General features: G+C 71.8%; 10 protein-coding genes, 1 pseudogene and 1 riboswitch. Of the genes and pseudogenes, 6 read left to right on the forward strand and 5 right to left on the reverse strand.

Going from position 1 to position 13103, the window contains the following annotated elements; translation table 11 throughout:
- Nucleotides 1–521 precede the first annotated feature (521 nt).
- Together ACQUSR_RS08300 and ACQUSR_RS08305 are read left to right on the forward strand one after the other, a co-directional pair.
- The gene (locus ACQUSR_RS08300; protein ID WP_431041914.1) at nt 522–1544 is read left to right on the forward strand and encodes an adenosine deaminase; all 1023 of its coding nucleotides are present in this window, start codon (nt 522–524) and stop codon (nt 1542–1544) included.
- A 26-nt stretch (nt 1545–1570) separates the two neighbouring features.
- Complete coding sequence (locus tag ACQUSR_RS08305; RefSeq protein ID WP_431041915.1) at nt 1571–2296, forward strand: glycerophosphodiester phosphodiesterase; 726 nt, start codon at nt 1571–1573, stop codon at nt 2294–2296.
- On the opposite strand, the gene ACQUSR_RS08310 is transcribed toward ACQUSR_RS08305, so the two are convergent.
- On the reverse strand, nt 2253–2810 hold the full coding sequence (locus ACQUSR_RS08310; RefSeq protein ID WP_431047446.1) for a Uma2 family endonuclease: 558 nt from the start codon (nt 2808–2810) through the stop codon (nt 2253–2255). The two genes, ACQUSR_RS08305 and ACQUSR_RS08310, sit on opposite strands and share 44 nt — an antisense overlap.
- A gap of 150 nt (nt 2811–2960) precedes the next feature.
- Complete coding sequence (locus ACQUSR_RS08315) at nt 2961–4415, reverse strand: gamma-aminobutyraldehyde dehydrogenase (protein WP_431041916.1); 1455 nt, start codon at nt 4413–4415, stop codon at nt 2961–2963.
- A gap of 182 nt (nt 4416–4597) precedes the next feature.
- Here ACQUSR_RS08315 and ACQUSR_RS08320 point away from each other — a divergent pair, with 182 nt between their 5' ends.
- From ACQUSR_RS08320 to ACQUSR_RS08335, 4 genes and pseudogenes are all read left to right on the forward strand, one after another.
- The gene (locus tag ACQUSR_RS08320; RefSeq protein ID WP_304464215.1) at nt 4598–5071 is read left to right on the forward strand and encodes an Lrp/AsnC family transcriptional regulator; all 474 of its coding nucleotides are present in this window, start codon (nt 4598–4600) and stop codon (nt 5069–5071) included.
- Nucleotides 5072–5073: 2 nt separating this feature from the next.
- The gene (locus ACQUSR_RS08325; RefSeq protein WP_431041917.1) at nt 5074–6435 is read left to right on the forward strand and encodes an aspartate aminotransferase family protein; all 1362 of its coding nucleotides are present in this window, start codon (nt 5074–5076) and stop codon (nt 6433–6435) included.
- Between the two features lie 373 nt (nt 6436–6808).
- Nucleotides 6809–7456, forward strand: a pseudogene (locus ACQUSR_RS08330) (ABC transporter ATP-binding protein); the annotation flags it as partial.
- Nucleotides 7438–8787, forward strand: a complete 1350-nt coding sequence (locus ACQUSR_RS08335) for a hypothetical protein (protein ID WP_431041918.1) — start codon at nt 7438–7440, stop codon at nt 8785–8787. The pseudogene ACQUSR_RS08330 and the gene ACQUSR_RS08335, both read left to right, overlap by 19 nt.
- 274 nt (nt 8788–9061) lie before the next feature.
- Here ACQUSR_RS08335 and ACQUSR_RS08340 read toward each other — a convergent pair whose 3' ends face one another.
- The 3 genes from ACQUSR_RS08340 to ACQUSR_RS08350 form a co-directional block, all read right to left on the reverse strand.
- The gene (locus ACQUSR_RS08340) at nt 9062–10093 is read right to left on the reverse strand and encodes an ABC transporter ATP-binding protein (protein ID WP_431041919.1); all 1032 of its coding nucleotides are present in this window, start codon (nt 10091–10093) and stop codon (nt 9062–9064) included.
- A complete protein-coding gene (locus ACQUSR_RS08345) occupies nt 10094–11707 on the reverse strand; it encodes an ABC transporter permease (RefSeq protein WP_431047447.1) in 1614 nt (537 codons plus the stop codon).
- Nucleotides 11708–11877: 170 nt separating this feature from the next.
- Nucleotides 11878–12960: a thiamine ABC transporter substrate-binding protein gene (locus ACQUSR_RS08350; protein ID WP_431041920.1), complete on the reverse strand. Its 1083-nt coding sequence runs from the start codon at nt 12958–12960 to the stop codon at nt 11878–11880.
- Nucleotides 12957–13061, reverse strand: a riboswitch (TPP riboswitch). Its footprint overlaps the gene before it by 4 nt.
- Between the last annotated feature and the right edge of the window lie 42 nt (nt 13062–13103).

Below are 13103 nucleotides of genomic sequence, written 5' to 3' on the forward strand. Positions count from 1 at the left end.
GGACAGGTGAGGTTGCCGGGACCGGCGGAGTGCCCGAGCCGGACTGAACGCCCGAGACAGACGGAGCACCCAGGCCGGGCGGAGTCGCCGAGACGGGCGGAGCACCCGGGACAGACGGAGACGTCGAGACGGGCGGAGCACCCGGGACAGACGGAGACGTCGAGACGGGCGGAGCACCCGGGACAGACGGAGACGTCGAGACGGGCGGAGCACCCGGGACAGACGGAGACGTCGAGACGGGCGGAGTACCCGGGGCAGGCGGAGTGGGCGGCGGGTCGCTCACCGGCGGCTTGCCCAGCGACACCCGGTCCTCGGGCGGCGCCCAGGGATCCGGCTCACGCTCCCCCGCACGCTCCGGTTCCCGGCTCGGCTGACCGGACTGCTGCTCGGACTGGTCGCCCATGGCCCTCCCCCACACGCTGCGTCGACCGGTCATGCTACGGCCTGCGGCCGGGCGGCGCCCCCGCACATCTACGATGGCGATCAGCCCAGCAACGGCGGCCCGCCACCAGGAGGATCCGATGACCGATCTCAGCACCTTCATCGCCGGCCTGCCGAAGGCCGAGCTGCACGTCCACCACGTCGGATCCGCGTCCCCGCGCATCGTCGCCCAACTCGCCGCCCGCCACCCCGACTCGCCGGTCCCCACCGACCCCGAGGCCCTCGCCGACTACTTCGTCTTCCGGGACTTCGCGCACTTCATCGAGCTCTATCTCTCGGTGGTGGATCTGATCCGCGACGCCGAGGACGTCCGGCTGCTCACCTACGAGGTGGCCCGGGACATGGCGCGGCAGAACATCCGGTACGCCGAACTGACCGTCACCCCGTACAGCTCCACCCGGCGCGGCATCCCGGACGCGGCGTTCGTGGAGGCGATCGAGGACGCCCGCAAGGCGGCCGAGTCCGAGCTGGACGTGGTGCTGCGCTGGTGCTTCGACATCCCTGGCGAGGCCGGTCTCGCGTCCGCCGAGGAGACCGCCCGGATCGCCACCGAGCTGCAGCCGGAGGGCCTGGTCAGCTTCGGCCTCGGCGGCCCGGAGATCGGGGTGCCGCGCCCGCAGTTCAAGCCGTACTTCGACCGCGCGATCGCCGCCGGGCTGCACAGCGTGCCGCACGCGGGCGAGACCACCGGCCCGCAGACGGTCTGGGACGCCCTCACCGAGCTGCGCGCCGAACGCATCGGGCACGGCACCAGCAGCACCCAGGACCCGAAGCTGCTGGCGCACCTCGCCGAGCACCGCATCCCGCTGGAGGTCTGCCCGACCTCCAACATCGCCACCCGGGCGGTCGCCACCCTCGACGAGCACCCGATCAAGGAAATGGTCGCGGCGGGCGTGCTGGTCACCATCAACAGCGACGACCCGCCGATGTTCGGCACGGACCTGAACTCCGAGTACGCGGTGGCCGCCCGGCTGCTCGACCTGGACGCGGCGGGCGTGGCGGCGCTGGCGAAGAACGCCGTCGAGGCGTCCTTCATGGACGCGGCGGGCAAGGCCCGGCTGACCGCCGAGATCGACGCGTACACGGCAGCGGCGGGCCACTGACGAACCGACGAGACGGGGAGCCAGCCATGGCCCGGGCCACGGAAAGCGCGTTCACCGCCGTCGCACATCGCGGCGACCCGTTCGCGTACCGCGAGAACACGCTCCCCTCGATCCGTTCGGCGGTGCGGGCGGGCGCGGACGCGGTGGAGATCGACGTCCGGCTCACCCGAGACGGGGTCCCGGTCGTCCTCCACGACGCCACGCTCAAGCGGCTATGGGAGCACGACCGGCCGCTGGAGCGGCTTACGGCGGCGGAGGTGTCTGAGCTGACCCGGGGCGGGGTGCCGACGCTGCGCGCGGCGCTGGCCGAGACCGACAGCTGTCGCGTCATGGTCGACCTGCCGGAAGCCTCGGCGGTGCCCGCCGCGCTGGACGAGATCCGCGCCTCCGGGGCGGCCGATCAGGCGTACTACTGCGGGGCTCTGGCGGCGCTGCGGGCGGTCCGGCGCGCGGACCCGACCGCCGAGATCGCGCTGACCTGGACCACGACGGTCCCGCCGAGCCCCGCCCTGCTCGGCGAACTGCGCCCCCGCTGGCTCAACTACCGGTGGGGGCTGGTCTCGCGGGGGCTGGTCGACCGCGCCCACGCGGACGGCTTGCTGGTGTCGGCGTGGACGGCGGATACGCGGTGGTCGATGTCGCGGCTGATGCGGGCGGGCGTGGACTCGATCACGACCAACCGGATCGATGCGCTGCGAAGGCTGGTGCTCAGTCGCGGGGGAAGCGCTTGGTGGAAAGCGTCACGTCGATGACCGTGTCGGTGAGGTCGATCGGTTCGCCGAAGTCACGCGTGCGCTTGTTGCGATACTCGTCGTCCTTCGGCTCTGTGAACACGTGGCACTGCTGGGCATAGGGATCAACGATCAGGTAGACGGGCACACCGGCAGCGGCGTACGCGTCCTTCTTCTTACCGTAGTCGTTGGCGTCCGTGCCCCGGGAGATGACCTCCAGGACGAACTCGACGTCCTGGCACGACCATCGCCCCTTCTCGTTCGGCACCGCTTCGTCGGCCAGCTTCGCCAGATCGGGGCAGAACGCGTTCTTGTATCCCGGGAAATCGATGCGCACATCCGAAAGAATCTTGGTGTCCTCACCGAAGCGGTCCTCCAGCTGCCGCAGCACCCTTCGGATGACCTCCCAGTGCGTCGTGCGCTGCGGTGTCATGAAGAAGGCCCCCTCGACGATCTCGGCCCTGAAGCCCTCGGGGGTGATGCGCTCCAGCACCTCGAACAGCTGGTCCAAGCTCAGCTCGCCGCGTTCGCTCATGGCGGTCCTGTCGGTCAGTACGACGGTCACCGTGCGCTCCTCCCCACTGCGCTCTCCACGCAGCCGCACGGTTAAACGATAAGCGGAGCCCCGGGACACGACCGTGTCCCGGGGCTCTTTCGGCCGCGTCGCGGCGTCAGCCGTCAGCCGTCAGCCGCCCAGCGACGTCATCACGTGCTTGATCCGCGTGTAGTCCTCGAACCCGTACGCCGACAGGTCCTTCCCGTAACCGGACTTCTTGAAGCCGCCATGCGGCATCTCCGCGACCAGCGGGATGTGGGTGTTGATCCACACACAGCCGAAGTCCAGCGCCTTGGACAGCCGCATGGCGCGGGCGTGGTCCTTGGTCCACACCGACGACGCGAGCGCGTACTCCACGCCGTTGGCGTACTCCACGGCCTGGGCCTCGTCCGTGAAGGACTGGACGGTGATGACCGGGCCGAAGACCTCCTTCTGGACGATCTCGTCGTCCTGCTTGAGGCCGGAGACGACGGTCGGGGCGTAGAAGTAGCCCTTGTCGCCGACCCGGTGGCCGCCCGCCTCGACCTTGGCGTGCGCCGGGAGCCGGTCGATGAAGCCGCTGACCTGGGCGAGCTGGTTGGCGTTGTTGAGCGGGCCGTACAGCACGTCCTCGTCGTCCGGGGCGCCGGTCTTGGTGTCGGCGGCGGCCTTCGCCAGCGCCGTCACGAACTCGTCGTGGATGGACTCGTGGACGAGCACGCGGGTGGCGGCCGTACAGTCCTGGCCCGCGTTGAAGAAGCCGGCGACCGAGATGTCCTCGACGGCCTTGGCGATGTCGGTGTCCTCGAAGACGACGACCGGCGCCTTGCCGCCAAGCTCCAGGTGGACCCGCTTGAGGTCCTTGGAGGCGCTCTCGGCGACCTGCATGCCGGCCCGTACCGAACCGGTGATGGAGGCCATGGCGGGCACGTCGTGCTCGACCATCAGGCGGCCGCTCTCGCGGTCACCGCAGATGACGTTGAAGACGCCCTTGGGGTGGCCGAGCTCCTCCAGCACGCCGCCGATGATCTCGGCCATGAGCACGGTGGAGGCAGGGGTGGTGTCGGAGGGCTTGAGGACGACGGTGTTGCCGGCGGCGAGCGCCGGGGCGAACTTCCACACCGCCATCATCATCGGGTAGTTCCACGGCGCGACCTGCGCGCAGACGCCGATGGGCTCGCGCCGGATGATGGAGGTCATTCCCTCCATGTACTCGCCCGCGGAGCGGCCCTCCAGCATCCGGGCCGCGCCGGCGAAGAACCGGATCTGGTCGATCATCGGCGGGACCTCCTCGTCCCGCGTGAGGCCGAGCGGCTTCCCGGTGTTCTCCGACTCGGCGGCGACCAGCTCCTCCGCCCGCGCCTCGAAGGCGTCGGCGATCTTGAGCAGTGCCTTCTGGCGCTCGCCGGGTACCAGGTCGCGCCAGGCCGGGAAGGCCTTGGCGGCGGCGGCCATGGCCGCGTCGACGTCCGCCGCGCCGGACAGCGGCGCGGTGGCGTACGGCTCGCCCGTGGCGGGGTTGACCACCTCAGTGGTCCGCCCGTCCGCGGCGTCCCGGAACTCCCCGTCGATGTAGTTGCGCAAACGACGCAGTTCGGTGGTCACGTGGCCACGCCTCCCGTATGAGGTGTCCGATGGGTGAGACACCCACCCTAGTCGCCCAGGCGACGTTTTCAACATACCCGCCCCACTAGAACTACGGAATCCGTGATATTCGATCGCGTGAACAACGAATTTCATCATTCTGGGGTTGCGTGACTGTCGAGTCCTCATGCACAGTGGTGTCCGTGGCCACATCTGACAAGAACGGCGCGCCGTCGATCGACTCCGTCTCCCTGGCGATCATCGAGCAGCTCCAGGAGGACGGCCGGCGGCCGTACGCCGCGATCGGCAAGGCCGTCGGCCTGTCCGAGGCGGCGGTACGGCAGCGCGTACAGAAACTGCTCGACCAGGGCGTGATGCAGATCGTCGCCGTCACCGACCCCCTCACCGTGGGGCTGCGGCGCCAGGCGATGGTCGGCATCAACGTCGAGGGCGACCTCGATCCGGTGGCCGACGCGCTGACCGCCATGGAAGAGGTCGAGTACGTGGTGATGACCGCCGGCTCGTTCGATCTCATCATCGAGATCGTCTGCGAGGACGACGACCATCTCCTCCAAATGATCAACAAGCGGATCCGCACGCTGCCCGGCGTGCGCTCCACCGAGAGCTTCGTCTACCTCAAGCTCCGGAAGCAGACCTACACCTGGGGAACGAGATAGCCATGAGCGCCGACCTGTCACAGACGGCCTACGACCACCTGTGGATGCACTTCACCCGCATGTCGTCGTACGAGAACGCCCCCGTGCCGACCATCGTGCGCGGCGAGGGCACGTACATCTACGACGACAAGGGCAAGCGGTACATCGACGGCCTCGCGGGCCTGTTCGTGGTCAACGCCGGCCACGGCCGCGTCGAGCTCGCCGAGACCGCGGCCCGGCAGGCCAGTGAGCTGGCCTTCTTCCCGGTGTGGAGCTACGCCCACCCCAAGGCGGTCGAGCTGGCCGAGCGGTTGGCGCACTACGCCCCCGGCGACCTGAACAAGGTCTTCTTCACCACCGGCGGCGGCGAGGCCGTCGAGACCGCGTGGAAGCTGGCCAAGCAGTACTTCAAGCTCAAGGGCAAGCACACCAAGTACAAGGTCATCTCGCGAGCGGTCGCGTACCACGGCACTCCTCAGGGCGCCCTGTCCATCACCGGCCTGCCGGCCCTGAAGGCCCCGTTCGAGCCGCTGGTCCCCGGCGCCCACAAGGTCCCGAACACCAACTTCTACCGGGCGCCGATCCACGGTGACGACCCGGAGGCGTTCGGCCGCTGGGCCGCCGACCAGATCGAGCAGCAGATCCTCTTCGAGGGCCCGGACACGGTCGCGGCCGTCTTCCTGGAGCCCGTGCAGAACGCCGGCGGCTGCTTCCCGCCGCCGCCCGGCTACTTCCAGCGGGTGCGCGAGATATGCGACCAGTACGACGTGCTGCTCGTCTCCGACGAGGTCATCTGCGCCTTCGGCCGCCTGGGCACGATGTTCGCGTGCGACAAGTTCGGCTACGTCCCGGACATGATCACCTGCGCCAAGGGCATGACCTCGGGCTACTCCCCGATCGGCGCCTGCATCATCTCCGACCGCCTGGCCGAGCCGTTCTACAAGGGCGACAACACCTTCCTGCACGGCTACACCTTCGGCGGCCACCCGGTCTCCTCGGCCGTGGCGCTGGCGAACTTCGACATCTTCGAGCGCGAGGGCCTCAACCAGCGCGTACTGGACAACGAGGGCGCGTTCCTGAAGACCCTCCAGAAGCTGCACGACCTGCCGATCGTCGGCGACGTGCGCGGGAACGGCTACTTCTACGGCATCGAGCTGGTCAAGGACAAGGCCACCAAGGAGTCCTTCAACGACGAGGAGACCGAGCGCGTCCTGTACGGCTTCCTCTCCAAGGCGCTGTACGACAACGGCCTGTACTGCCGCGCCGACGACCGCGGCGACCCGGTCGTCCAGCTGGCGCCGCCGCTGATCGCGGACCAGTCGACGTTCGACGAGATCGAGCAGGTGCTCCGCGCGACCCTCGCGGAGGCGTGGACAAAGCTCTGATCCCGTCCTCGATCCTCTGCCCCCGTCCTCGAGCCCCTGATAGCGGCCTCCGCCCGGGTCCGAACCCCTTCCCCCGGGCGGCTCCCGCCGCTGCGGCCCCCTCGTCGCCCCCGACGCGGGGGCCGCAGCGGCGATCCGGTCGGCTGATCGGAGGAATCGGGACCGCCCCGCGCCGAGCCTGGACCGGATCGGCCCACACGAGTCCTTACCGTGCCAGTGACCGATTGACCTTGCGCTCGTTCGCCCATATGGGGGAACGGACATTCGTAGGTAAGCCGAGGTGCTTGGCATGGTTGCTTCGCCGGACGACGACGTGCTCTGGGCGCGCGGCGTCGCGTACGCGTACAACGGCTCACCCGCGCTCGTCGGCGTCTCCGTCGGCGTCCGGCAGGGCGGCATCCTTGCCGTCTCCGGCCCACGCGGCTCGGGGAAGTCCACCTTGCTCAGATGCCTGTCCGGTCAGCTGCCGCCGGACGAAGGCGAGGTGTGGTTCCAGAGCATGCCGATGCACACCCTCGCGCCGGCGGCCCGGGAGCGGCTGCGCCGTGAGCACTTCGGCTGGATCGGCACCGAGCCGCAGCTGGTCCCCGAGCTCACCATCTGGGAGAACGTGGCGCTGCCGCTGATGCTGCGCGGCGTCGGGCGGCGCGCCGCCCGGCACACCGCCAGGGAGTGGCTCGACCGGCTCGACGTCGGCGACCAGGAGCGGCGCCGCCCGGCCGCGCTGCTGCAGTCGCAGCGCCAGCGGGTGGCCATCGCCCGGGCGCTCGCCGCCGGACCCGACGTGCTGTTCGCCGACGAGCCCACCGCCCCGCTGCACCAGGTCGACCGCGGCCAGATGCTGCGTACGCTGGCCGCCGCGGCCCGCTCACACGGCATCACCGTCGTCCTCGCCACCCACGACAGCGAGGCGGCCCCACTCGCCGACCAGACCCTCGCCCTCCAGGACGGACGCCGGGCCGGCACCGCCGTCCCAGCCCCCGAAACGGAGGAGCTCGGCGCGTGCTCAGTCTCCGCCTAGCCCGCGGCGCGCACCCCCTCGTTCTTCTGCGGCGGCTGCTGGTCACCGCGGCGTCCGCGGCCGCCGGCTTTCTGCTGCTGTGCACGCTGGGGTACGCGATGGCCCATCCGACGCGGTCCGACGGCTCGGCCGCCCGGCTGCTGTGGTGCGTCGTACCGCTGGCGGCCACGGTGCAGTTCGCGGTCGCCGTCGCCCGCGCGGATCCCAGTGCGCGGGCCGGTCTGGGACTGGACTCCGCCGGGCTGGGGCCGACCCGGCGGGCGCGGCTCGCGGCGGCCTCGACCGCGCTGTTCTGCACGCTGGGCAGCGCGCTGGCCCTAGCGGTGTTCTTGTACGTACGCGGGAACCTCGGCGGTCCGGCGTCGACCGGCGGGCTGGGCGACCAGCTCGGGCGGGGGGCGCGACTGCCGCTCGGCGCGGTGTTCATCCTGCTGGCCCTGGTGCCGCTGCTGGCGGCCCTGGCCAGCGCGGTCTGCCTGTGGCCGCGCGAGGACCTGTGGTCGTACTGGCCGTCGCCGCGCGGTGAGCGGACGGAAGCCCGCCCCGGGCGGCGTGCGGCGGCGCGGCCGCAGGCGGGGCGGCCCACCACGATCGGCCAGGCCGTGGCCGCGCGGATCGCGAGTCAGACGCCCGCTCCCGCGACGGGTCTGCCGGCAGCGGCGCGGACCCCGTCGGAACCGGCGCGGGGCGCGCAGCCTCCGCCCGGTTACGACGTCGCCGGGTACGTGGGCCTGCCCTGGGGCGCGGCGCTGATCGGCGCGGGGCTGGCCCTCGTGTCGTACACCAGCCGTGGCGCGGGCGACGCCGCCGCCGAAGTGCTGCCGCTGCCCGGCCACACCGTCGCGAGTCCGCCGGGCGTGATCGTCGGCTGGGTGCTGACGGCAGTCGGACTGATGCTGGCGGGGCCGGGGCTGGCGTTCCTGTGCGGCGGGCTGCTGGCCGCCGGCCGACCGGGGCCGGTGCGCCTGCTGGCGGGCCGGGCGCTGCAGGAGGACGCGCCGCGCCTGGGGCGTCCTCTGGGCGTGCTGTGCGCCGTGGCCTCGGGCGCATACGGGGTGGTGGAGCTGTATGGCGGGGAGCTCGGCGAGTGCGGCCCCGTCGCCGGGCTGGGCGCGGCACTGGTCATGGGGTGCGTCACCGGGACGGCGCTCACCGCCGCGCTGGAGGTCCGGGCGGGCAGGGCGGCGACGAGGGAGACGCTGGCGCGCATCGGCGCCCCGGCCCGCCTGCTGCGTGCCGCCGCCGCTGTGCGCACTGCGGCCCTGCTGGCCGTTCTGGCCGTGCTGACATGGACGATCGCCGAGCTCGTGACGATCCCGCTGACGCAGTGAACCGCTGCGGCCCCGCCGCGTCTCTCCCTCAGCCCGGTTCCGTCCGCCAGCCCGGGTTCCGTCCGCCTCAACCCCGATTCCGTCCGCGCGGTGTCCGCCGGACACGCCGCAGAGCCGTACGGACGCCGCCCTCGCGCCATCCGGAGACGACCCGCCGCGAGCGCGCTGCCTCCCCATGCACCGATAGGCGGCATCCACCGCGCTGGCGGCGACCCCTGGGTGGGGCCCTGACCGCGCTGACGGCCCGGCCGCGGAGTCGGGGCGGGGCGGCGGATCAGTCGCCGGAGCTGAGCAGCACGACGTCACCCGCGTCGAACGCGACACCGACCCGCGCCCCGGGCTCCGGCGCGTCCCGGAGCGCGCACGCGGCCTCCAGCCGGGGCGCGTTCTCCGGCTGGAGGAGCAGCGCGACGTGGTCGCCGCGGAAGGTGCGGCCGGTGACCGTGCATGGCAACCCTTCGGTCACGGGGACCAGCCGCACCCCTGCCGGGCGGATCAGCAGGCGGCAGGTGCCGGGCCGGGCCTCGGCCGGGACCGGGACCTTGCCCCAGGGGGTGTCCGCGGCGGCCCCGTGCACGGTGGCCGGAACCACGTTGTCGAAGCCGAGGAAGCGGGCGACGAACTCGGAGGCGGGGCGCCGCCACACCTCCAGCGGGGTACCGACCTGCGCGATCCGGCCGCCGTCCATGACCACCACCCGGTCGGCGAGCGCGAACGCCTCGCCCTGGTCATGGGTGACGGCCAGCACGGTCGTACCCAATCGGTCGAAGAGCTGGCGCAGTTCGACCACCAGGCGTTCGCGCAGGGCCCGGTCGAGCTGGCCCAGCGGTTCGTCGAGCATCAGCAGGCGGGGGCTGGGGGCCAGGGCCCGGGCGAGGGCCACGCGCTGCTGTTCGCCGCCGGACAGCGCGGCGACGGCCCGCCGGGCGGCGCCGGGCAGCCCCACCAGGTCCAGCAGTTCGGCGACGCGGCGCTCCCGTTCGGCGCGGCCGGTGCCGCGCATCCGCAGCCCGAAGCCGACGTTGCCGCCGACGTCGCGCTGGGGGAAGAGCTGGTGGTCCTGGAACATCAGGCCCACGCCGCGCCGGTGCGTCGGCACGCCCGACTGGTCGCGGCCTTCCAGCAGCACCCGTCCGGCGTCCGCGCGCTGCAACCCGGCGACGACCCGCAGCAGGGTGGACTTGCCGCTGCCGCTGGGGCCCAGGACGCACACCGTCTCGTGCTCGGCGACCTCCAGGTCCACGGTGTCCAGCGCCCTGCGCGCCCCGAAGTGGACGGTCAGCTGTTCCAGCCGCAGCATGGCCATCTAGAACTCCCCTGTACGGTCGGCCCTGACGCGCTCCAGCACCACCAGGGAGCAGGCGCACACGAGCATGAGAACGGTGCTCAGCGCCATCGCCTGCCCGTAGTTCAGGTCGCCCGCGCGGCCCAGGAAGCGGGACACGGCCACCGGCAGCGTGGGGTTGTCGGGCCGGGCGATGAAGACGGTGGCGCCGAACTCGCCGAGCGAGACGGCGAACGCGAAGCCCGCCGCCAGCCCCACGGCGCGGCCGACCAGCGGCAGGTCCACCTCGCGCCAGGCCCGCAGCGGGGAGGCGCCCAGCACAGCGGCCGCCTCGCGCAGCCGATGGTCCACCGCCCGCAGGACCGGCAGCATGGTGCGGATCACGAACGGCACGCCGACCAGAGCCTGTGCCAGCGGCACCAGGATCCAGGAGGCGCGCAGGTCCAGCGGCGGCTCGTCGAGGGCGATGAGGAAGCCGAAGCCGACGGTCACGGCGGAGGTGCCGAGCGGCAGCATCAGCAGCGCGTCGAAGCCCCGTACGAGGCGTCCCGCGCGCCGGGTGAGGGCCGCGGCGGCGAGCCCGCCGACGATCAGGGCGATGAGGGTGGCGACGGCCGCGTACTCGAGGGAGTTCCACACGGCTTCGACCGGCGCCACCAGGAACATCCCGCCACTGTCGGCGACCGACCCCAGTGCGCGGTAGTACGCCAGGCCGTAGCCGTCGGGGGTGTCGAAGGACCGCTCCACCAGGACCCCGAGCGGCAGCAGGATCAGCAGCGCGATCTGGGCCAGCACCACGCCGAGCAGCGTCCGCTGGCCGGCGCCGCGCGGGCGTCGGGCGGTGAGCGCCGGGTCGACCAGCCGCAGGGTGCTCTCCCGGCGCCGCACGGTCCAGGCGTGCACCGCGAGCAGCGCGGCGACCGCCGCGAACTGCACCAGGCTGAGGACGGCGGCCGTGGGCAGGTCCAGCAGCTGAGCGGTCTGCCGGTAGATCTCCACTTCCAGGGTGGCGTAGTGGGGGCCGCCGAGGATCTGCACGACGCCGAAGGAGGTGAAGGTGAACAGGAAGACCATGAGTGCGGCGGCGGCCACCGCGGGCGCGAGCGCGGGCAGGGTGACGCGCCGCCAGGCCGCCAGGCGGCCCGCTCCGAGGACCCGCGCCGCCTCCTCCTGGCGCGGGTCGAGCTGCGCCCACAGCCCGCCGACGGTCCGTACGACGACCGCGTAGTTGAAGAACACATGGGCCAGCAGGATCGCCCAGACGGTGGTGTCCAGACGTACGCCCCACAGGTCGTCCAGGAGTCCGCCGCGGCCGAGCAGGGCCAGGAACGCGGTGCCCACGACGACGGTAGGCAGCACGAACGGCACGGTGACCACGGCGCGCAGCAGTCGCCTGCCGGGGAAGTCCAGGCGTGCGAAGACGTACGCGCCGGGGAGGGCGAGGGCCAGGGTCAGGGCGGTGGAGGCGGCGGCCTGCCAGGTGGTGAACCACAGGACGTCGCGGATGCCGTCATCGCCGAGCACCTCGCCGACGCGGTCGAACCGCCACCGGCCTTCGGCCTTGAGCCCGCGGGTGACGATGGCCGCCACCGGATACGCGAAGAAGACCGCGAAGAATGCCAGCGGCAGGGCCATCAGGCCGAGCCGGACCGCCGCGCCACGCGGGTCGCGGCGGCGCGGCGGGGCGGCGCGGCGGGCCGTGGCCTTCCCGGATCCGCTGGCGACGGCCTCTTCAGGACCGTCGACGGCGGTCGTCGCGGCGCCGCGATGACCGGGGGTCTTCGCGGGACCGCCGCCAGGGGTCTCTACAGGACCAGGGAAGACCATGACTTGACCCACGGCTCACGGTTCTCGGCGATCTTCTCGGGAGCCATGGTCTCGGGGTGGTCCACCTTCGCGCCGAAGTCGGTGTACAGCTTCGGCAGCTCGGCCCCCTTGAGGACCGGGTTGACGAACATGGTCAGCGGGATGCCCTCCTGGAACCGCTTGCTGACCAGGAAGTCCAGCAGGGCCTTGCCGCCCTCCTCGTTCCGGGCGCCCTTGAGCAGGCCCGCGAACTCGGTCTGCCGGAAGCAGGTACCGGTCGCGACGCCGGTCGGCGCCTTCTTGGGCTGCGGCTTGGCGAAGTACACCTCGGCCGGCGGGCTGCCGGCGTAGGAGACGACCAGCGGCCGGTCGCCCCCGGCCTTCTTGCCCCCGGCGGAACCGGAGAACCGGTCGTTGTAGGCCTGGTTCCAGCCGTCGACCACCTCGACGCCGTTGTCCTTGAGCTTCTTCCAGTAGTCCCGCCAGCCGTCGTCCCCATACCGGGCGGCGGTGGCCAGGAGGAAGGCCAGGCCGGGCGAGGACGTGGCGGCGTTCTCGGTGACCAGCAGGTTCTTGTACTGGGGCTTGATGAGATCGTCGAAGGTCCGCGGCGGCGCCAGCTTCTTGTCGGCGAAGTACTTCTTGTCGTAGTTGACGCAGACCTCGCCGGTGTCGATCGGCGTCACGCGGTGCTTGTCCCGGTCGAACTGGACCGCGGCCGGGATCCGGTCCAGCCCCTTGGCCTCGTACGGGGTGAACAGGTCGTTGTCCAGCGCGCGGGAGAGCAGCGTGTTGTCGACGCCGAAGAAGACGTCGCCCTCCGGGTGGCCCTTGGACAGCACCGCCTTGTTGACGGCGACCCCGGCGTCCTCGCTCTTGAGGATCTTCAGCTGATAGCCGCTCTTCCGCTCGAACTCCTTCTGCACCTCAGGGGAGATGCCGAAGGAGTCATGGGTGACCAGGGTGACGGACTTGGAGCCGCCGTCGCCCTTGTCGTCGGAGCCGCCGCAGGCGGCGAGGGTGGTGGTGGCGAGCGCGCCGAGGAGGGCGGCCCCGAGGGCGCGCCGAAGGCTGGTGTTCATCGGTTGTGCTGACTCCCTACGCCGGTATGACCCGGATCAGGTCCGAGGGTCTGCGGCCGTGCCGCACTCTCAGCGCTGTGCGCGCTCCCCTGTCGGATTGTTCATTTGTGCGAAGGCACAGTATCAGCCGTCGTGCCGTGCTC

It is taken from the genome of Streptomyces sp. P1-3, assembly GCF_050613155.1.
GTDB lineage: Bacteria > Actinomycetota > Actinomycetes > Streptomycetales > Streptomycetaceae > Streptomyces.